Annotated in this window: 14 protein-coding genes; 2 read left to right on the plus strand and 12 right to left on the minus strand. The window is 63.2% G+C overall.

Features of this window, described 5'->3' with window-relative positions:
- Positions 1-39 precede the first annotated feature (39 nt).
- A complete protein-coding gene (locus HCU64_RS24050) occupies positions 40-768 on the plus strand; it encodes a DJ-1/PfpI family protein (RefSeq protein ID WP_233386945.1) in 729 nt (242 codons plus the stop codon).
- 72 nt (positions 769-840) lie between these two features.
- Here HCU64_RS24050 and HCU64_RS24055 read toward each other — a convergent pair whose 3' ends face one another.
- The 12 genes from HCU64_RS24055 to HCU64_RS24110 all read right to left on the minus strand — a co-directional run bounded on the left by HCU64_RS24055 (position 841) and on the right by HCU64_RS24110 (position 16,886).
- Positions 841-2,409 (minus strand): solute symporter family protein, encoded by a 1,569-nt coding sequence (locus tag HCU64_RS24055; RefSeq protein ID WP_233386946.1) that lies wholly within the window; start codon positions 2,407-2,409, stop codon positions 841-843.
- Positions 2,410-2,419: 10 nt separating this feature from the next.
- Positions 2,420-2,716 (minus strand): DUF485 domain-containing protein, encoded by a 297-nt coding sequence (locus HCU64_RS24060; RefSeq protein ID WP_233386947.1) that lies wholly within the window; start codon positions 2,714-2,716, stop codon positions 2,420-2,422.
- Between the two features lie 48 nt (positions 2,717-2,764).
- Positions 2,765-3,844, minus strand: coding sequence for a carbon-nitrogen hydrolase family protein (locus HCU64_RS24065; protein ID WP_233386949.1), 1,080 nt, complete (start codon positions 3,842-3,844; stop codon positions 2,765-2,767).
- 101 nt (positions 3,845-3,945) lie between these two features.
- The gene (locus HCU64_RS24070; RefSeq protein ID WP_233386950.1) at positions 3,946-4,842 is read right to left on the minus strand and encodes a LysR family transcriptional regulator; all 897 of its coding nucleotides are present in this window, start codon (positions 4,840-4,842) and stop codon (positions 3,946-3,948) included.
- A 233-nt stretch (positions 4,843-5,075) separates the two neighbouring features.
- A complete protein-coding gene (ilvD, locus tag HCU64_RS24075; protein ID WP_233386951.1) occupies positions 5,076-6,908 on the minus strand; it encodes a dihydroxy-acid dehydratase in 1,833 nt (610 codons plus the stop codon).
- Between the two features lie 421 nt (positions 6,909-7,329).
- A complete protein-coding gene (locus HCU64_RS24080; RefSeq protein ID WP_233386952.1) occupies positions 7,330-8,949 on the minus strand; it encodes an FAD-dependent oxidoreductase in 1,620 nt (539 codons plus the stop codon).
- Between the two features lie 375 nt (positions 8,950-9,324).
- Positions 9,325-9,969, minus strand: a complete 645-nt coding sequence (locus tag HCU64_RS24085) for a hypothetical protein (protein ID WP_233386953.1) — start codon at positions 9,967-9,969, stop codon at positions 9,325-9,327.
- 10 nt (positions 9,970-9,979) lie between these two features.
- The gene (locus HCU64_RS24090) at positions 9,980-12,238 is read right to left on the minus strand and encodes a xanthine dehydrogenase family protein molybdopterin-binding subunit (RefSeq protein WP_233386954.1); all 2,259 of its coding nucleotides are present in this window, start codon (positions 12,236-12,238) and stop codon (positions 9,980-9,982) included.
- Position 12,239: 1 nt separating this feature from the next.
- Positions 12,240-12,701 carry a (2Fe-2S)-binding protein gene (locus tag HCU64_RS24095; RefSeq protein ID WP_233386955.1) on the minus strand — a complete coding sequence of 154 codons (462 nt, stop codon included), beginning with the start codon at positions 12,699-12,701 and terminating at the stop codon, positions 12,240-12,242.
- Positions 12,702-12,956: 255 nt separating this feature from the next.
- Entirely contained in the window at positions 12,957-14,366 is a 1,410-nt protein-coding gene (locus HCU64_RS24100; protein WP_233386956.1) for an HlyD family type I secretion periplasmic adaptor subunit, read from the minus strand.
- Positions 14,363-16,576 (minus strand): peptidase domain-containing ABC transporter, encoded by a 2,214-nt coding sequence (locus HCU64_RS24105; RefSeq protein WP_442786009.1) that lies wholly within the window; start codon positions 16,574-16,576, stop codon positions 14,363-14,365. Before HCU64_RS24105 ends, HCU64_RS24100 begins: the two co-directional genes overlap by 4 nt.
- Positions 16,548-16,886, minus strand: a complete 339-nt coding sequence (locus tag HCU64_RS24110; protein WP_233386963.1) for a hypothetical protein — start codon at positions 16,884-16,886, stop codon at positions 16,548-16,550. Before HCU64_RS24110 ends, HCU64_RS24105 begins: the two co-directional genes overlap by 29 nt.
- Positions 16,887-17,444: 558 nt before the next feature.
- Here HCU64_RS24110 and HCU64_RS24115 point away from each other — a divergent pair.
- Positions 17,445-20,778, plus strand: a 3,334-nt coding sequence (locus HCU64_RS24115; protein WP_233386959.1) for a N,N-dimethylformamidase beta subunit family domain-containing protein, incomplete at its 3' end; no start/stop codon positions are given.

A 20,778-nucleotide genomic window follows, 5' to 3' on the forward strand; every position in this document is an offset into this window, starting at 1 on the left:
CTTGCCGCGTTAGTGTCCGGCTGTCCATCGGAGGCAACGATGATTTCGCCCGACACCCATCTTCAGATCGGATCCCTGCTCTTCGAGGGCATCGACCAGATCGACCTCACCGGCCCGTTCGAGGTTCTCTCGCGCATCCCGAACGCGACCTATCGGATCTACGGCGAGACCGCGGATCCGGTCCGCGATGTGAAGGGCCTCCTGCTGACGCCGGATGCCGCCATTGCGGATGCGCCGCAACTCGACGTGCTGCATGTGCCCGGCGGCTTCGGTCAGGAGAGCCTGATGGAAGACGAGGCCGTGCTCGCATGGCTCCGCAGTCAGGCGGCAGGTGCGATAAGCGTATTTTCCGTCTGCACGGGGGCTCTCCTGTGCGGAGCTGCCGGCCTCCTGCAGGGACGGCGCGCGACGACCCATTGGGCCTCGTTCGATTTGCTGCCGTACTTCGGAGCAATCCCGGTCGATAAGCGAGTCGTTCTGGACGAAAGCTGGGTCTTCGCGGCCGGCGTGACGGCCGGGATCGACGGCGCGCTCCGCCTCGCCGCAGAGCTGCGCGGTGAGGACGTGGCAAAGGCGATCCAGCTCTACATGGCCTATGCCCCCGAGCCGCCCTTCGATGCCGGGACGCCGGAGCGGGCGCCTGCGGCCGTGCTGGAGCAGGCCCGGGCGTCCGTCGCCGCGATCACGGAACGGCGCACGGCGACCGCACGGCGCGTCGCCGCAAAGCTCGGCTTGACCGTCGAGGCCGTGTCCCAGCCTTGGGGATAAAGCTGACGATGCGAACGAAAACGGGGCGCCCCTCGGCACCCCGTCCTCTCGATCACGGCGATGCGCGTCGCATCACTCGGCGGCAACGGCCTCCCGCGAGGCGCCGAACATGATCCGCCGGCGCATCTCCCGGAAGCTGCTCTCCGCGCCATCCTCCTCGGTCACCAGCGAGACCGCGATTGCGACGAGGAAGGACAGCGGCATGCAGATCAGCGCAGGGTTCTTCATCGGGACGAACCACCAGGCCTGGGTGACCTCGGCGAGGCTCTTGCCCATCACGTCGACCTGCACCGTGGGCGACAGACAGATCAGCAGGAGCGAGGAGATCGTCCCGACTAGGATGCTGGCGACGGCGCCCGAAGTGGTGAAGCGCTTCCAGGCGATCGACAGCAGCAGCGCCGGGAAGTTGGCCGCTGCTGCGACCGCGAAGGCTAGCCCCGCCATGAAGGCGACGTTCTGACCTTCGAACATGATGCCGAGGAAGACGGCCAGCACCGCGATGGCAACCGTCGCGATCCGCGCCACGGTGAGCTGCTCGCGCTCTGGGGCATCGCCGCCACGGACCACGTTGACCCAGAGGTCGTGGCAGACGGTGGCCACGCCCGACAGGGTCAGCCCGGCGACGACGGCCAGCATCGTTGCGAAGGCGACCGCGCAGATGAAGCCGAAGAAGCCGTTGCCGCCGACGGTGAGGGCGAGCAGCGGAGCCGCCATGTTGCCGCCGCCGCCGGCCTTGATCACCGCCTCCGGGCCGACGAGGACCATGGCCCCGAAGCCGATCACGAAGACGAGCAGGTGGAAGGATCCGATGATGCCGGTGGCGTAGAGGATCGACATGCGCGCCTCTTTGACGTCCGGCACCGTGAAGGCCCGCATCAGGATATGCGGGAGTGCCGCCGTGCCGAACATCAGCCCGACGCCCAGCGAGATCGAATCCCAGCCGCTGCCCGCGACCTTGCTGCCCGGCTGCAGAACCCGCGTGCCGTATTTCTCGGCGGCTGCGGAGAACAGGTTCAGCGGGTTCATGTCGAAATGCGCGAGCACGAGCATCGCCAGCACGAACCCGCCGAGCGAAAGCAAAGCCGCCTTGATCACCTGGACCCAGGTGGTCGCCAGCATGCCGCCGAAGATCACGTAGGTGAGCATCGCCGTTCCGACCACGACGACCGAGGCGGTGTAGGGCAGCCCGAACAGCAGTTTGATCAGCGAGCCGGTCGCGACCATCTGGGCGATCAGGTAGAGCAGGATGACGGTGAGCGTGCCGATGGCAGCCGCCATCCGGACCGGCCGCTGCCGCAGGCGGTAGGCGACGACGTCGGCGAAGGTGAACTTGCCGAGGTTGCGCAGGGGCTCGACGATCAGGAACGAGATGATCGGCCAGCCGACGAGGAAGCCGATCGAGTAGATCAGCCCATCGAAGCCGTTCGAGGTGATGATGCCGGCAATGCCGAGCAGGGCCGCCGCGCTGAGAAAGTCTCCGGCCAGCGCCCAGCCATTCTGCCAGGCCGTGATCTGGCCTCCGGCCGCGAAGAACTGTTCTGTGGTGCGTGTGCGCCGCGCCGCCCAGTAGGTGATGCCGAGCGTCAGCGTCATGAAGACGAAGAAGAAGGTGATGGCGAGTGGGTTGTTCGCGGCCTGCATGGCTGTCTCCTCAGCTCATGATGCGGCGCACGGCCGGATCGTAGAATCGGTTCGCCCAGACGACATAGGCGAGGCAGAGAACGAAGGATCCGACGATGACTCCGGCGCCCAGTAGGATGCAGAGGGACAGGCCGGGGGCGAGGATCATGCCCATCGTCGGCTTCGCGAAGGCGAACATCGTCATGAAGCCGAAATACATCGCGATCATCACGACGCTCAGCGCGATGGCGACGCGCGATCGTGTTCGGGACAGCTTGGCGAATTCATCGTCCTCCCTCGGAAGGACGACCTTGTCAGGTGAAAGCATGCAGCATCTCCTCCCGTTGGCGTGAGACTTGGACGCGATCGAGCAGGATCAGGTGCCTGTGCGGCGCAGGGGCTGAGCAGGCTCGCGAAGGTCGGGATCGGGGCTGCCGAAATCGGGGCCGTCGCCCCCACCGATCGGCTGAGCAGCCGGGGCATCGAAGGTGATCGGGTCCCGCGGCGAGCGGTCGACATTGAGCCGGAAGATGTCGAAGCGGTTGTAGTAGCCGACGACGTCGTGGAACTGTTTCGGCTCGACACAGGCCGAGACGTCGATGTTGGCATAGAGAATGGTCTCGTCCCCCTGATGGGCCTCGACGACATGCGAGCCGGTGGGGTCGAGCACCATCGAGACGCCTGCCGGCGTGCGTTCGACGATGTCGGCCAGCGCGTCGTCGCCGTCGCACAGGATGGCGCGGGCAGCGCGGTCGAGGACGGCCGAGCAGACGATGTTGAACACCTTCGCCTCGAAAGCGTGGGCGCCGGCCCGGATCTCGATGGCCCGCCGCAGATCGTAGGCGGCGCTCTCGCCAGGCGGGCGGGTCGGCCAGGCCGGCGGATAGGTCGAGATGTGGACCTGCTCGCCCTGGGCCATGAGGGCATAGCGGGCGAGCGGGTTGGTGTTCTCGCCGCAGATCAGCATACCGACCCGGCCGATCTCGGTGGACACCACCCGAAGGCCGCGCGCATCGCCGTTCGCCCAGACGAGCTTCTCGTAGAAGGTCGGCACCAGCTTGCGGTGGTGGTTGAGGATCGCTCCGTCCCGTCCGATCAGGACGTTGGAGTTCCATAAGCAGCCGACACTCGCCTCCGTGCTCTCGCTGAAGCCGAGCGAGACGAGCACGCCGTGCCGGCGCGCCGCGGCACGCACCGCGCCGATCTCCGGCCCATCGATGCGCACGGATTCGGCGGCAATCCGCTTGAACAGCTCGTGGTTGCGGATTGGCGCGCGCAGGGCCGCCCAGAGGGGAAAGCCCGGCATGTAGCCTTCGGGGAAAATGACGAGATTTGCTCCTGCGCGGGCGGCCTCGCCGATCAGGGCGACAGCCTTCTCGGCCGAGGCCGTGCTGTCGAGATAAGCCGATGCGACGTGGCAGGCGGCCGCCTTGAACTGTGGGTACTGGGCGGACATCGGAGCGGCTCCTGAATTAGGCAGCCGCATTAGCAACAGAGGTTTTTGGCGACGCGAACCCGGAAAATCTGCAATGGCCGCTGCAATCATGCCGGGTGCGCCTAAAATCGGTTCAAGTACTCTGCCTCTTCCGTGAACAGGTTGGCCAGGAACCGGGTCACAGCGCGGACCCGCCCGACATGCTCGATGTCTTCGTGGACGCTGAGATAGAGTTCGCGGCGGACGACCACCTCTTCGGCCAGGACCGGCACGAGCCGCGGGTTCGTTTTTGCCGAGAAGAGAGGCAGCAGGGCGATCCCCGCACCCGATGCGACCGCGGTCTGCTGCGCCGCCATGCTGGTCGAGCGGAACACCACAGTCGCGGGCGTCAGCACTTCGAGGAGCCAATGCACGGGCTCGATCGCGATGAGATCGTCAATGTAGTCGACGAAATCGTGGTGCTGCAGCTCAGCCTTCGTCTCCGGCTGCCCGCGCCGCGCGAGGTAAGCTTCCGATGCGAACAAGGCGAGGCGGAACTCGCCGACGCGCCGGACGTGAAGGCGTGGCCCATTCGGCGGTACGAAGGACACCGAGATGTCGGCTTCGCGCTTGGTCAGATTGATCAGGTGCCGCTCGGTGACGAGCTCAACGACTACGCCGGGCGTTGCCGCAGAGAATTCGGCGAACTTGGCCGACAGGTAGAATGCCGCGATGCCCTCCATGCTGGCGACCCGGACGAGGCCCGTCGGCAGCACGGCGTTTTGTAGTCCGAGCGCTTCGGGCACCGAGAGCATCTTCTGCTCTATGGCCTCGGCAATCACGAAGAGCTTGTGGCCGGCTTCCGTGAGCTGAAAGCCGTCGGAGCCCCGCTGGAACAGCTTCGCGTCGAGGCCGCGCTCCAGTTCGGCGATGCGCCGGCTGACTGTGGTGTTGTCGACCTTGAGCCGGCGCGCAGCCGGCATCAGCCGCCCGTGCCGGGCGAGTTCGAGGAAGAAGGTGAGGTCGTTCCAATCGAACATAGGGGGCTCGGAATCACGGCACGGGCCAGACCGTATCTCCCCAGTTTCTAAGCTGGAAGCAGAGGCTAGCGCCGGCAACGAGTTCCCATACCTGGCACATCTACACTTGAATCGGTACGCATGGCCGGGCTGGGCGCGAAGCAGCCGGTATGAATTGGCCAAGAACGGACAGCTGCTTTCTAGACAGAAGCTCGAGAAGCGGGCTCGCCGATCACCAGCGATTTATACCGTGCCTACGGCAATAGCCTCACGCCGCCTTTGGCCGCGCTGCTCGCGAGGAGTGCATAGGCCCGCAGGGCAGTGCTGACCTGCCGCTTGCGCGGCGTGGCGGGGTGCCAGCCCTTGTCGTCCTGCGCAGTGCGCCGCCGGTCGAGTTCGGCTGCGTTGACCGCCAGATGGATGCGGCGGTTCGGGATGTCGATCTCGATCCGGTCTCCGCTCTCGACGAGCCCGATCAAGCCGCCCTCGGCCGCTTCCGGCGAGACATGGCCGATCGATAGCCCTGACGAGCCACCCGAGAAGCGGCCATCCGTGACAAGGGCGCAGGCCTTCCCAAGGCCCTTCGATTTCAGGTAGCTCGTCGGATAGAGCATCTCCTGCATGCCGGGGCCGCCGCGGGGGCCTTCGTAGCGGATCAGCACGACTTCGCCGGCCGTGACCCGGCCATTGAGGATGCCGTCGACGGCGGCGTCCTGGCTCTCGAAGACGTGCGCAGTGCCCGTGAAGGTGAGGATCGAAGCGTCGACGCCCGCCGTCTTCACGATGCAGCCCTCTTCGGCGAGGTTGCCGTAGAGCACGGCGAGACCGCCATCCTGCGAATAGGCATGTCCGGCCTCGCGGATCACGCCCTTTTCGCGGTCGAGATCGAGCTCGTCCCAGCGCGCGCTCTGGCTGAAGGCGGTCTGCGTCGGCACGCCGCCGGGCGCGGCGCGGTAGAAAAGGTGGACGCTCTCGCTGGAGGTGCGGCGAACGTCCCAGCGCTCCAGGGCGTGAGACAGACTCTCGGCATGGACGCTTCCGACGGAGGTGTCGAGGAGCCCGGCACGGGCGAGTTCGCCGAGGATGCCCATGATCCCGCCGGCCCGATGGACGTCCTCCATGTGGACGTTCGCCACCGCCGGCGCGACCTTGCAGAGCACCGGCACGCGGCGTGACAGCCGGTCGATATCGGCCATCGTGAAATTCAGCTCGGCCTCGTGCGCCGCCGCCAGGAGGTGGAGCACGGTGTTGGTCGAGCCGCCCATGGCGATGTCGAGGGTCATCGCGTTCTCGAAGGCGGCGAAGCTCGCGATGCTGCGCGGCAGCACGCCGGCATCGTCCTGCTCGTAATAGCGCCGGGCGAGGTCGACGATGAGGTGACCGGCCTCGACGAAGAGCCGGCGGCGGTCGGCATGGGTCGCCAGCGTCGAGCCGTTGCCGGGCAGCGAGAGGCCGAGCGCCTCGGTGAGGCAGTTCATGGAGTTGGCCGTGAACATGCCCGAGCACGAGCCGCAGGTCGGGCAGGCCGAGCGCTCGATCACCGCGACATCCTCGTCCGAGACGCGGTCGTCGGCGGCCGCGACCATGGCATCGACGAGGTCGAACTTGCGGGTGACGCCGTGCATCACGACCTTGCCGGCCTCCATCGGGCCGCCGGAGACGAAGACCACCGGGATGTTCAGGCGCAGCGCCGCCATCAGCATGCCGGGGGTGATCTTGTCGCAGTTCGAGATGCAGACCATGGCGTCCGCGCAATGCGCGTTGACCATGTACTCGACGCTGTCGGCGATCAGCTCGCGCGAGGGCAGGCTGTAGAGCATGCCGTCATGGCCCATCGCGATACCGTCATCGACGGCGATGGTGTTGAACTCCTTGGCGACGCCACCCGCCTGTTCGATCTCGCGCGCGACGAGCTGGCCGAGATCCTTCAGGTGCACGTGGCCAGGCACGAACTGGGTGAAGGAGTTAACCACGGCGATGATCGGCTTGCCGAAGTCACCATCCTTCATGCCGGTGGCGCGCCAGAGTCCGCGGGCACCGGCCATGTTGCGGCCGTGTGTGGTGGTTCGGGAGCGATAAGCAGGCATCGGAAAGATCACTCAGGGGGCGCTAACGCCGTGAAACCACAAAAGAGCACCACGACAGGTCATCGAAAGCGTGGACTTAGTGCCTCGCGAGCCAAGCGGCCAGCGCGATCATAAGCAGGACAGCCAAGCCGAGAGCGACGACCGCGATCCTCGCGGTGCGGCGCTGAAGCAGCCGGGACATGGCGCTCGTCTGCCGCAAGCTCGTCCATTTCCGCCAGCCCTCTGTCCGGCTCGTGCGACGGTATTGCGGCCATGCGCGCGTCTTCGGGAAAATACCGGCTAGAAGTAGTCTAGTGCAAGCGCTGTGATTTACTTTGATCCCGCAAAAATTCAGCTATTAAGGATTCGCCAAATTATTAAAGAACCGCTCTAGTTTTCGCATATAGGTCAAATTGTTCATAGAAATAATATTCGGCGCAAATCAAAGATCTCGAACGTATTCCCATACCTTGGAGATGACGACCGAGCCCTCTCCAACCGAGGATGCTACGCGCTTGACGGATCCAGAGCGCACGTCGCCGACCGCAAAGATGCCGCGATGAGAGGTAGCGTAGGGTGAGCCGCCACCCGTGGTGTCCCCCGTCAGCACGAACCCATTTCTGTCGAGCTCAACAAGACCTTCGAGCCAGCCCGTGTTGGGCGCGGCACCGACCATGACGAACATGGCGCAGGACGTGATCGTGCGTTCGGTCCCATCGCCGGCGTATCGGATCGTTACGGCATCCAGGCGCTCGTCGCCGTGCAGGGCGCACACTTCCGCACCGTATTCGATCGTGACCGCCGGATCGGCCTCGAGACGGCTCGACAGGTAGCTCGACATGGATGTGGCGAGCGACTGCCCGCGCACGAGGAGACGGACGTGTCTGGCCGAGCGGCTGAGAAACATCGCGGCCTGGCCGGCCGAGTTGCCGCCGCCGATGACGATCGCCTCCGCGTCCTTGCAGTAGCGGGCCTCGTTTTCGGTGGCGGCGTAGTAGACCCCCGCGCCTTCGAGCGCCTCGAGCCGATCGATCGGCAACCGGCGGTACTGGACGCCGGTGGCGACGACGACGGCCCGACCTCGGACGCGCTGGTCGTTATCGAACGTCGCACAGAACGCCCCGTCCTCCAGGCGCTCCAGCTTGACGACCCGCCGCGGCATCGCGAACCGCGTCCCGAATTTCAGAGCCTGGACCTCGCCACGCCAGACGAGATCAGCACCGGAGATACCCGTCGGGAACCCCATGTAGTTCTCGATGCGGCTGGACGTGCCGGCCTGGCCGCCGATCGCGATGTCCTCCACGACCAATGCGCGGAGCCCTTCCGCTCCCGCGTAAACGCCCGCCGCCACGCCTCCCGGGCCACCTCCGACGATGAGGACATCGAACGCCTCGTCGTCGATGAGGTTGTAATTGAGGCCGACAAGCTGCGCGACTTTGTCCGGTGTTGGGTCGGTCACGACGATGTCACGACCGAAGATGACTGCCGGCTGATCTGGTTCAGCCGAGCAGCTCTTCGCTACAGCACGGGCTTCCGCGCTGCCGAGCTGGTACGATCGGTAGGGAAAACGGTTGCGGCTCGCAAACTCCGCAATGCGCCGGACTGTCCGATCGACATCCTCACCGATCAGCACAAGCGTTCCGTCGCGAGTGTCGAGCTGCCGCCGGCGCCGGGCGGCAAGCACCGTTATGACGATGTCCGACATCTCGGGAATCTCGGACATCAGCCGCAGCATTTCTGACCGAGGTACCTCGATGACGTCGGTGCCCACAGACGCCCTCATAGGCATCGACCAGTTGCCGCCATATAGCAGCGCGATTTCCCCCATGAATTGCGTAGGCCCGAGAGTAGAAGGAAGGTGGCGCTCCCCTGTAAACGGGTCGACCACCTCGATCTCGCCTTCGAGCACATAGACGAACCGATCGGCGGATTCGCCTGCCCGCGCGAGGAACGTCCCGGCCGGATAGTGCTGTTCGGTACCAACGGCGCGGATGGCAGCGACGTGAGACGCTAACAGAGGTACGCGCTGCATCTCGCGCAGGTCTCGGCCGATGGATTCCATAGTTCGCCTCTACTGCGACCGCTCACTAACGCATTGCACTCGATTGGTTCAGAATCGAACCAGCGGCCCATCGAGCCTTAGGCTATCGCCCGCCCAAAGCCCTGTTTCGACAAGAAAGAGGGCGCAACGGCACAATTTAGCGAGCCGGTGCGCTGAATAGTCGGCAGCGCAGCTGGAACGACCAAGCCTGATTGGGTGCCGGGACATCTACTCCCGCTCCGACGAGGATCGTGTCGAAAGGGTTCGCTTCGGCGAAGGGCTGGGGTATGACATCTGCACGCATGACAGACCGGACCGGCCCATTCAGCCTGCGCTGTGCCGATCACTGCAACCCCTTCAAGTCAAAGCCGCACCGTCAGGAAGTTCTAGTCCGGTTCACTGAGGGCAAGGCTGTCCAGCTGCGCCCCACAGGGCTACGTCCTTGACGTGATCCTCGAACGTGCCCGGCGGCGTGCTTCGGCCGGATTCGGGGTTCCAGGCTCGGGGGATGAAGCCGTTCAATGATGCGTCGTGCCGCAGGTGCTCCAGCAAGCCTGCGGCGTCCCGGCCGCCGTTGCGCTTGGCATCCTTCAGCTGCTCGCAGATCTCGGCGCCGGTCTTGCCGAACCACAAGAACTCGACCGGGGCCAGCTGCCAGTCGATCCCGGCCCGCAACGGCGCCGGAGCCGGTTCGTTCGGCGCCGTCGAGGTGACGTGGCAGGTCGAGCAGGCGATCGTCTCCGCGCCGATCCGGCTCTCGCCGGCATGGATGTTCATGCCGTGGACCCGTGTCCTGTTCTCGCCGGCCGGGGTCCACATCGGGATGCCCGCGGCATCGACATGGCAGTTGGCGCAGCGTGGATGCGTCACCACCGCCTCGATGCGCGTCCAGGCGTCGAGTCCCGCTTTGGCGCTGACGCTGCCGGGCGGGAGAACGTCCTTTGCGGCCTGTACCTTGGCTTCGTCCTTTGCCTCGACGAAGGCGGTCAGGGCAAAGGCCGCTGAGGTTGTGAGGGCAACTGCGATCAGAAGGCTTTTCATCGCGCGCCCCTCACACAAAGTCGATGAACTTGTTGAACGGCATCTCCCGGATGCGCTGGCCCGTCGCCGCGAAGATCGCGTTGGCGAGCGCCGGGGCAGCCGGCGGCACGGGCGGCTCGCCGATGCCCCTGACCTTGCGGTCATTCTCGAGCCCGCGAACCTCGATGACCGGACACTGGTACATCCGCATCGCTTCGTGGTGGTGATAGTTGGTCTGTTGGACGGCGCCGCCGGCATAGGTCAGCTCGCAATTGACCGCATGGCCGAGCCCCCAGACCACGCCGCCCTGGACCATGTTCTCGAAATTGACCGGGTCGACGACCTTGCCGACATCTGCGGCAACCCAGACCTTGTCGATCTTGATGCCCCGCGGGGTCGCCGTGACCTCGACGATCTCCGCCACGGGCGTGCCGAAGGCCTCGACGAAGGCAACGCCGCGTCCCTTGCCGCCGCCCAGCGGCCCGGCCCAGTTGGCCATCTCGCCGACGGTTTCGAGCACCTTCCGGTAGTTCGGGACGGTGCACATCGCGATCCGCGCCTTGAGCGGGTCGAGGCCTGCGGCGTGGATGAGTTCGTCGATGAAGCTCTCGGTGAAGAAGCCGTTCGCCGAGGCGCCGACCGAGCGCCAGGTGGTGCAGGGCGACAGCCCTTTGGCCTCGTAGCTGGCCGCCCGGAAATTCGGGATGTCGTAGTAGACGTTCCAGATTCCGACCTTCAATTGCTCGTCGGGATCCTTGGAGGGTGCGCCCATGCGCTCAAGCAGCCCGTTGAGGGGCGCCGTCGAGGCGATCTGCAGGTCTGCAGCGACGATCTTGCCGTCGGCCACGCTGCCCCGGTAGCGGGCGATCGCGATTTGGCGCGGGATGTCCTGCAGGAAGTCCTCCTCGCGCGAGAAGACGAGCTTCACCGGCGTGCCGCGTATCTGCGCCGCGATCTCCGCCAGCACGCGCACGTTCTCGAATTCCAGGCGATGCCCGAAGCTTCCGCCTGTCCATTGATTGTGAAACGTCACCTGCTCCGGCTTCAGACCGGCGGCCGCAGCCGCGATCTGCTGCACCGATTGTGGCGTCTGGTGGCCGAGCCAGATCTCCATGGCCGTGTCCGTGCAGACGGCGATGCCGTTCAGCGGCTCAAGCGGCGCATGGGCGACGTAGGGCGCGCGATACTCGGCCTCGACTAGGGTGCCACCCTTCAGGCCTGCGTCGATGTCGCCTGTCTGGCGCCACTCCTTGCCTAGGCATTCGGGCGTGAAGGAGTTGCCCAGCACCTTCCAATGCTCGGCCTGCTCCGACGGATAGGTCGACGGCGCCCAAACGCAGTCGACCGCCTCGGCCGCCTTCATCGCGTACCAGCTGTTTGTCGCGATCACCGCGACGCCGTTCGTCAGCTTGAGAACCCGCTTGACCCCCGGCATGCCGATCGCCTTGCCGGCGTCGTAGGATGTGATCGGCTGTCCCTTATTCGGGTTCAGCTTGACCGAAGCGAACACCATCCCGTCGAGCTTTAGGTCGATGCCAAATTTCATCTCGCCGGTGACCTTCGAGCGGATGTCGAGCCGCTCCATCGGTCTCCCGACCATCCGCCAACGGGACGGGTCGCGCAGCGTCACATCCGTCACCGGCGGGATTTTCGCCGCCTCGGCCGAGAGCTGGCCATAGGGGATAGGGGTTCCGTCGGGCAGGATCACCTGGCCGGATCCGGTACGCAGGTCCGCCACCAGCATGCCAGTCCGCTTGGCCGCGGCCGCCTTCAGCGTCTCGCGCGCGACCGCGCCGGCAACGCGCAGCTTCTCGTAGGTGTCGGGGATCGTGCTCGAACCGCCCGTCATCTGCAGGCCGGTCTTGCGCAGATATTCGAGGGTCGCGGCGCGTGCCGCCTCGGCCGCGGCGCTGTGGTCTGCGGCGAGGAACGGTGCGAATTCGTCCGCGAAGCCTGTGTTGAAATAGGCAGGGCTCGGCCCAGCGAAGCGGATCTCGAACTGGCCCGGATCGAGGTCGAGTTCCTCGGCGATCAGGACGACCTGGATGGAACCGACGCCCTGGCCGATATCGGCATGCTGGGCGATCAGTGTGATCTTGTCCGGGCCGATCTCGACCCAGGGGTTGAAGCTAACCGCGTTGGGTCCGAGCCCCGCGGCCAGTGGGTTGGCCGCTTGGACCGGAGCAGCCTGCTCAGCTCCTGCGGCGTAGGACCCGAAGGCGACGCCCCCGGCGACGGCGGCCGAGCCGATCAGGAAGGTGCGGCGGCAGAGGTGTGGCAGCGCGCCCATCCTACTTCTCCGCCATCTTCGCGGCGGCAGCGTGGATCGCGGTCCGGATGCGCGCATAGGTTCCGCATCGACACAAGTTGCCCGACATGACCTGGTCGATGTCCTCGTCCGTCGGCTCCGGCTTTAATTCGAGAAACGAGACGGCCTGCATGATCTGGCCGATCTGGCAGTAGCCGCATTGCGGGACCTGATGCTCGATCCAGGCCTTCTGGACGGGATGCAGATCGCCATCGCCTAGGCCTTCGATCGTCGTGATGGGCTTGTCGGAGACGGCACCGATTGGCGCTTGGCAGGAGCGGACGGGCTTGCCGTCGACGTGGACCGTGCAGGCCCCACACTGGGCGATGCCGCATCCGTATTTCGGGCTCGTGATGCCCAGCTCGTCGCGCAAGACCCAGAGCAATGGCATCTGCGGAACGACGTCTACCTGATGCTTGATGCCGTTTACCGTGAGCTCGATCATGTCGTTGGCTTCCCAAGATGACGGAGGCTGGCAGCAAGCGAAGGTTCTGGACAAAGTTCCTATGAATCAATTTTGACTACATAAATCGGTATTGAGGCCGATGATTATTGATGTTGCCCGACGGTTCAAGTCGTTGACTGCCGATTTTGGCGCCAAAGGTGCTCTGCTTTGCGCCGATCTAGCGGCTGCGACGTGCTGATAGCGCCAAGTCGCGAGCGATCTCGGTTCATCTAGATCTGTGAGAAAGGCCGCTCTTCAGGGCTCGCGAAAGCTCTCGTCGAGTCCGCGTAGGATCGGATAAAGAAGGTATGAAATAACTGATCGCCGACCGATCTTAATCTCGGCCGAAATCGACAGACCTGGCAGCATACGAAACGTGGTCGGTGTCGCGCGTAGATGGGTGTCCGTTAAGGTAATTCGCGCCTTGTAATAGCCTGCCGGCGTCGCGCTCCCCCGGTCGGCTGTCCGATCGCGAGCGAAGGCGTCCTCGCTCACGGTGCGAATGGTGCCAGAGGCGGTTCCGTGCCGCTGAAATGGCAACGCATCGAACTTGACGCGAACCAACTGTCCTACCCCAATCCGTCCGATATCCTTGACGTCGACGGCAACCTCGGCCTCGATCGGAGCGTCGAGCGGAATTAGGGTGAATAGTGTCTCCGCTTGGCGAGCAATCGAGCCGATTGAACGTTGGGCTATCTCAAGGACGATTCCGTCTTCCGGCACGGTCAAGCTGACCATGCTTTGACGCAGGACCGCTTTCTTCAGCTCCTCGGCCGACGCATCGCGCTGGTCACGCGCTGCTACAAGATGTTCGGTCGCTGTCCGTCGAAACTCCTCAATGAAAGAACGGCTCTCTGCTCGCGCCTTGTCGGCCAGATGCGCACTCTCAATCCGGCTCGCGGAACTCTGTGCTAAAGCCATCTCGACCTGAACGCGCGCATCTTGCGACAGGAGAAGATTGAGCCGGGATCCGGCTTGGCGGTCGACGAGAATCTCTCTCATCGCCTCGATCTCACGGGAGGCCCGGAGGCGCTCGCGCAGCAGCTTGTCCTCGGCGTCGCGCGCCGCGATGGACGATTCTGCGCGCTCGACCTGGACTTGGTAATTTTTCAACTGAGCGGCGACATAGGCGGCGCGCTGATCGAAGAGGCGAGCCTGGAGGATCTCATCGGGGCGGGAGTCGGCTCCGGCTTTGTAGGTCGAGCCGGATAGTTCAGCCTCCAGCCGTTGAGTCTGCGACGTGAGTGCGTCGATCTTGAGCCTCAGCTGTCCGATGTCAGCCTGGGCGATAGTTGCGTCTAGTGTCGCCAGCGTCTGGCCCTTGCGAACCAAATCGCCGACGCCGACGTCGAGGGTTCGGATAATGGCGGTTTCCAGCGGCTGCACGACGATGGTCGGACGGACCGTCACGAGTTTGCCGGGCGCGACGACAACTTCATCAATCGAAGATAGGCTCGCCCAGACGACGCCGGCAGCGATCAGGATCAGCGACCCATATAGCGCGATATGCGCAAGGTAAGGCGGAGTGCGCTCTTCGACTTCCACGGCGTTAGGCTGGAAGGCCCCGAGAACCCGACGCATCCGCCGTTGAGGCGCGGGCCTTCGCGACGGGACGATCGTGCGGTTGTCCTTCGGGTTTCCCGAGCGCGGATCGCCGGCGATCATAGGCCGCCTCGCGCCTGCTGATTCCAAAGCCGCCGGTAGGTGGTGCAGCGTGTGAGCAGAACGTTGTGACGGTCCTGGTCGACGAGACGACCACGTTCGATCACGAGGATCGCATCGGCGCCGACGAGCGTTCCGAGGCGGTGGGATACGATGATGACCGTCCGCCCTGCAGCGATCGCGCGGAGGTTCTGTCGAATGACCAGTTCGCTCTCGGGGTCGAGAGCACTCGTCGCCTCGTCGAAAATCAAGATTGGCGGGTCGGTGATCAAAGCCCGCGCAATGGCGAGCCGCTGCCTCTGACCGCCCGATAAATTGGCGCCGCCCTCTTCGATCACGGTGTCGAAGCCGCGTGGCAAGCGCTCAATGAACTCGGTTGCACCAGCCATGAAGGCGACCCGAGCGACCTCGGAAAGTGTGGCATGCGCTTTTGCCGCTGCGATGTTCTCGCGCACGGTGCCATGGAAAAGAAAATTGTCCTGGAGAACGACGCCGACAGAGCGCCGGAGGTGCACGAGGTCGATATCCCTGCTGTCGACTCCTCCGATACGGATCACACCAGCTTGCGGCCTGTGAAGCCGCTGGATCAGTCGTGTGATGGTGGTCTTGCCGGAGCCGCTGCGGCCAACGATGCCGAAGACACTGCCGGCAGGGATCTCGAATGAAACGTCGTCGAGGGCAGTGGATGCATCTTGGCTATACCGGAACGTCACGCCTTCGAAGGCGATGCTTCCGTTGATGGGGGGATGCAGTCCCTTCGCAGCACCTTCGTGCTCCCGTGGACTCGACATGATCTCGCCGAGCATGCGCACCGAGAGGGCGACCTCCTGATACTCCTGGGTCATGGTAACGATCTGAACGAGGGGACCGGAGACCCGGCCGGCAAGCATGTTGAAGGCAACGAGCGCACCGATCGTCATCTCGCCGTTGAAGACATCGAAGGCCCCGAGACTGATGATCGCGACCGAGAGAAGCTTCTCGACGAGGCCGGTCAGAGCCTGAGCTGCCGTCGAGATCTTCTCCACCCCAAACCGACCGGACGCGCTTTCGGCTGAACGGTCGTCCCAGGCGCGGCCCTGCAATGGCTCCATGGAAAGCGACTTGACCGTCGCCATTCCATGAACCGTTTCGACGAGAAGCGACTGGCGTGCCCCTTCGGCCTCGTACAACTCCCGCAATCGGCGGCGAAACGGATTGAGGAGCGATGCAACAATCACGGCGACAATGACCGCGAAGCCGAGGACGATCGAGGTAAGCTTCACACTGTAGAGAAGTAGGATCGGTACAAAGACGAAGAGCGAAAGCGCGTCGAGCGCAGTCATAAACAGCTTGCCGGTGAGAAACTCCCGAATGCGGCCAGCTTGCTGCATGTGCTTGACGAGAAGCCCAGACGAAGCCTTTTCAAAAAACCCAATCGGCAGCGCCAAGAGATGGGCGAACGTGCGCGTCGAAACCCTGACGTCAATCTTGCAGGTCGCGTAGAGCATGAGGTAGCGGCGCAGGTATGTGAAAGCCGCATCAAAGACGAGGGCAATCACAATACCGATGCTCAGCACGTAAAGCGTCGCGTAGCTTTCGTGGACCAGCACCTTGTCGATGATGATCTGGAAAAAGATCGGCGTCGCGAGGCCGAGTGCGTAAAGAAGGATTGCGGCCAGCGCTACCTCGGTCAGCAGTCGCTTCTGACGCAACAACTCGGGGGTAAACCAACGGAAACCGAAAGTTGGACCCGCGGCTTTCTGAAGCCCGCGCTTGAGAAGGATTGCAGAACCCTTCCAGTGGTTCAGGAACACGGCTTTCGGTAGGCGGATCGGCTCGATCCGGTCAGCCAGCGGATCGAGCACGTCGACGCTGTCGTCGTCCGCTCTGACGGCCAGCAGGACAACCCAGTTGCCATTCTCGAGGCGGATCATCGCGGGGAAGGCCTCGCGCAAACCGCACAGGTCGCGCCAGCGAAGTCGGACGCTGCGTGCACGCAGGCCCGCGTCCTTCGCCATCCGAAGAAGCTGCTCGACCGGGATCTCGCTCTCAGTAAGCGCGTAGCGGTGTGTCAGATGATCGGGTGACAGGTCGATGCCGTGGCTGCGCGCGACGAACGACAAACAGTCGAGCGACGTGCTGCACTTGCTCACCTCGCTGGGTACGGACGCGTCAGGTCCGTTTGGGCAGCCCTCCACCGGGGCGTCAGCCGGATTTGAAATTGGGAGAAGCATTGATCGGCCTCGGGGCGGCGTCGATCGCGGTCCGGTCGAGCGAGAAGGAGGTTGTGAGCCCGTCAGTTCGCTCTGGCTCAGGCTTGCGGGCGACGAGGTCCGCGTCGGCAAGGCTGCCGACTACCTTCTGCATAAGCTCTACGGCATTGGCGAAACCGTCGACCGGCATGACGACCCGCATTCGGAAACGCAGGGTCGGATTGTTGTTCGAGTCTCGATCGGTCGGGGAAAGGCTCGCCATATCGATGCGCACCGTATGACCGGTCACGGTGATTTCGCCAATGCTGTCAGCGAAGACTTCATCTTGCATATCTGCAATTCTCCGAGTATTCAGGCGGCCAAGAACATCAAATGCATTAAAATACAAATACTTGCATCATTCTTATATATTATTCTTAAATGCGGAAACCCAAGCAACTTCGATACGATTAGGGCGCCACCACATCTCGGGATATTACGGGCTTGGGGCACGGCCGACATCGTGGCCATTCGGATTTTACCATACGTCCAAAGTAGTACGACGCGAGAATTCCAGCGGCCCAAAAGCATTGCTCGACAACGCAATCGTATGATTGGCCCGGCAGTTTGCCGGACATTCATAAGATTGTCTCTCCGCTTCTTGCTTTGGTTGAACGCTGCCCAAACGCGTAGTCGCAGATCGCGTCGAAATGCGCCCGGAAAAGATTTGTAAAATGCCCGTTTCGGAGGCATTGCAGACAAACCGCGCTAAGAACTAATTCTTGTCGCCGCCCAACGAAATCACATCTACTACTTAAGAAGGAACTTTCACTGCTGGCATTCCTGGAAATATAGCGTCAAATTGCTGCAGATGATTCGCAGACACCGCTCTGTGTTAAGGTGATTCGCGATGCTGGATAGCAGCTACACTCGAAATTCCTTCCTGTATCGTCGCTTTAATTCAGCGTTGGAGGCATACCGCTCGCGCAACGGGCGGCGAAAATCGGGCTCCGAGCAGGGGATGGAGGAGTCCGCCTCGCTCTTCGACCAAGCACCGCAGCTTGCTGTCATTAAAGCGCAGTTGGCTGACTTTGGTGTTGCGCGACCACGAGCGCTCCCCCCCGCGACTGTTCCATCGGCTCTCATTTCAGAGAATGCCACGGCAGCCATTACTGTCTTGCCGATGCCGGAAGCGGTCGGAGGTCATGTAGAAGCCGCAGATCAACAACCGCCGCTTCAAGCCTCCAGCGCAACCGATGCGCAACCGTCGGCCGAAAGCTCTACACATTCGGTTTTGCCCTCTGTCTCAAGCGATCCTGTCTCTTATGCCGTTTCGTCGGCGATTGAGCCGACCCAAGCCCTGGTGGCCTCTACCGACCCGACTTCTCCGCAAACGTCAGGTGCCGCAGCCAATGTGATCGCATGTTGTGGCAATTGCGGATACGTCAATTGTCCAACTCGGGCTCTCGACCAAGCGCTTGGCAGTGTTTCACAATTGCAAGGACAACAGGTCAGCAGGACAGACTTGGGCCTGGCCGATTTTGTATCGCAGAACCAAGGCGTCGTTGGCGGAAGCTTTGATACGATCCAGGCACAAGCGCCGTATTTCGTTCGGGCGTCCTCTCACCTCGTGTCTTCCTCAACTGTCGCGAACGCGCAGCTACCTGGTGGCGGCGAAGTTGGCTCAGGATCGACGGCGTCACAAAGCGGAGTTCTCACCGGCCCAGTCACCACCGCCGTGGCGCCCACGCGCAGATCCAGCTTGACGGCGGAAGTCTCCCCAAGCCTCGCAGCCACAGCTTCGACCAATCCAATCGTCCTTGAGAACCAGAAAACCGGCAATCCCGAGAGCGAATGGGGTATCGACGGCGCCGGCAGCTCGAATATCGAGGGCTTTGCCACCGATATCAGCGTCAATCACGGGCAGACGGTCGATTTCAAGATCAATACCGATTCGACCAACTACCGCATCGATATTTACCGGCTTGGCTATTACGGCGGCCTTGGCGCCAGGAAGGTCGATACGATCCAGCACACCGGCTTACAAAATCAGCCGACGCCGCTGCGGGATGCGACGACTGGCGAAGTCGATGCCGGAAACTGGTCGGTCTCTGCTTCCTGGAATATTCCTGCAGATGCCGTTTCAGGCGTCTATATCGCCAAGCTTGTGCGCCAGGACGGCACGGCCGGCGAGAACCAAATCCCCTTCATAGTACGGGATGACAGCAGTCACAGCGATATCGTTTTTCAAACTGCAGACCAGACATGGCAGGCCTATAACGGGTGGGGCGGAGCAAATTTTTACGGCGGCAACGGCCCCGCCACCGGACAGGGTGCAGGGCGCGCCTACGCGGTGAGCTACAACCGTCCCATTGCCACTCGCGGCGGCGTCGGGTTCGCCTCAGGTCCGCAGGATTACCTTTTCGGAGCCGAGTACGCGTCGATCTCGTGGCTGGAGGAGAACGGCTACGATGTCTCCTACATCAGCGGGGTCGATGCTGATCGGTATGGGTCCCTCCTGCAGAACCACAGACTGTTTCTCGACACTGGCCACGACGAATATTGGTCGGGACAGCAGCGCACCAATGTAGAGGCGGCCCGAGATGCCGGCGTAAACTTATCGTTCTGGAGCGGCAACGAGGTCTACTGGCGGACTCGTTTCGGCAACAGTTTGAGTAGCGATGCTACGCCCTATCGTACGCTGATCTCCTACAAGGAAAGCTGGGGCGCAAACCAGGATCTAGATCCCACCAACCAATGGACCGGAACATTCCGCGACCCGCGCGGGCCTGCGGGATCCATAGGCGGAGGGAGCCCCGAGAACTCATTGACTGGTACGCTGTTTCAAGTCGACGGAGACAGTTCGAACGTATCAGCGATCACCGTTCCGTATGAAGATGCAAATCAGCGCTTCTGGCGCAATACTAGCGTGGCTGACCTTCAGCCGGGCCAGACGGCCACGTTGACCAAGAATTATCTCGGCTACGAGTGGGATGAGGCACCCGACAACGGCTTCGATCCTGCCGGGCTAGTCCGACTCTCGTCCACGACCCTTCCGGTCAGCACATATCTGCTGGACTACGGAAACACGACAGGCCAAGGCACGGCAACACACAGTCTAACCCTATATCGTGCCCCAAGCGGTGCCCTCGTGTTCGGCGCTGGCACGGTTTACTGGTCCTGGGGCCTCAGCGCCAATCACGATAATCAGCCGACACCCACCGACGCTCGCGTCCAGCAAGCGATGGTCAACCTGTTTGCCGACATGGGCATTCAGCCAGCCACATTACAAGCGGGACTCATCGCCGGAACGCCTTCCACAGATCGGACAGCGCCGATTTCGGTGATAACCGCGCCAGCCGCGAGCGGTTCGGTGACGGTCGGACAGCTCGTCACCGTGTCGGGCACCGCCTCCGATGTTGGCGGGGTTGTCGCCGGTGTTGAGGTCTCTACCGACAACGGTTTGAGTTGGCATCCTGCGACAGGCGACGGAAATTGGACTTACCAGTGGTCGCCGCAGGAAGCTGGGACCTACACAATCCGATCCCGCGCCGTCGACGACAGCATCAACCTGGAAACCCCCTCGGTTGGTCGAACGATCACGGTGGCTGCACCGAGCTACGTGACGTTGTTTCCAAGCTCGGCGACACCAGATGTCGTCAATACGACCGACTCAAGCGCGATCGAGCTCGGCGTCAAGTTCCAAGCCTCGACGGCAGGCACGATCAGCGGCATCCGCTTCTACAAGGGCAGCCAGGATACCGGTACCCATACCGGAGAACTGTGGTCCAGCACCGGCACCCAGCTCGCCACCGCCACCTTCACGACCGAGACCGGGAGCGGCTGGCAAACCGTGACTTTCGCTAACCCGATTTCGGTGACGGCGGGCACAACCTACGTCGCCTCCTACCACACCGATGTCGGGCGTTACTCCAATAGTGTCGACTTTTTCGACAACGCCTACACCAACGGCCCCCTCACGGCGCCATCGAGTGCCACGTCCGGCGGTAACGGCGTCTATGCCTACGGAGCTGCCAGCCAGTTCCCGACAAGCACCTTCCAGGCAACGAATTTTTGGGTCGACGTGCTGTTCAACCCGAGCACCAGCACCGTCAACCAGCCGCCGGTTGCGACCAACGACACCGGCCCGACGGTGACGCGCGACACCCCCCTCTCGATCACCACGGCGAGCCTGCTCGCCAACGATACCGACCCGGACGGTGACCCCCTCACCATCACCGGCG

The sequence above is a fragment of the Methylobacterium sp. C25 genome (assembly GCF_021352225.1).
GTDB lineage: Bacteria > Pseudomonadota > Alphaproteobacteria > Rhizobiales > Beijerinckiaceae > Methylobacterium.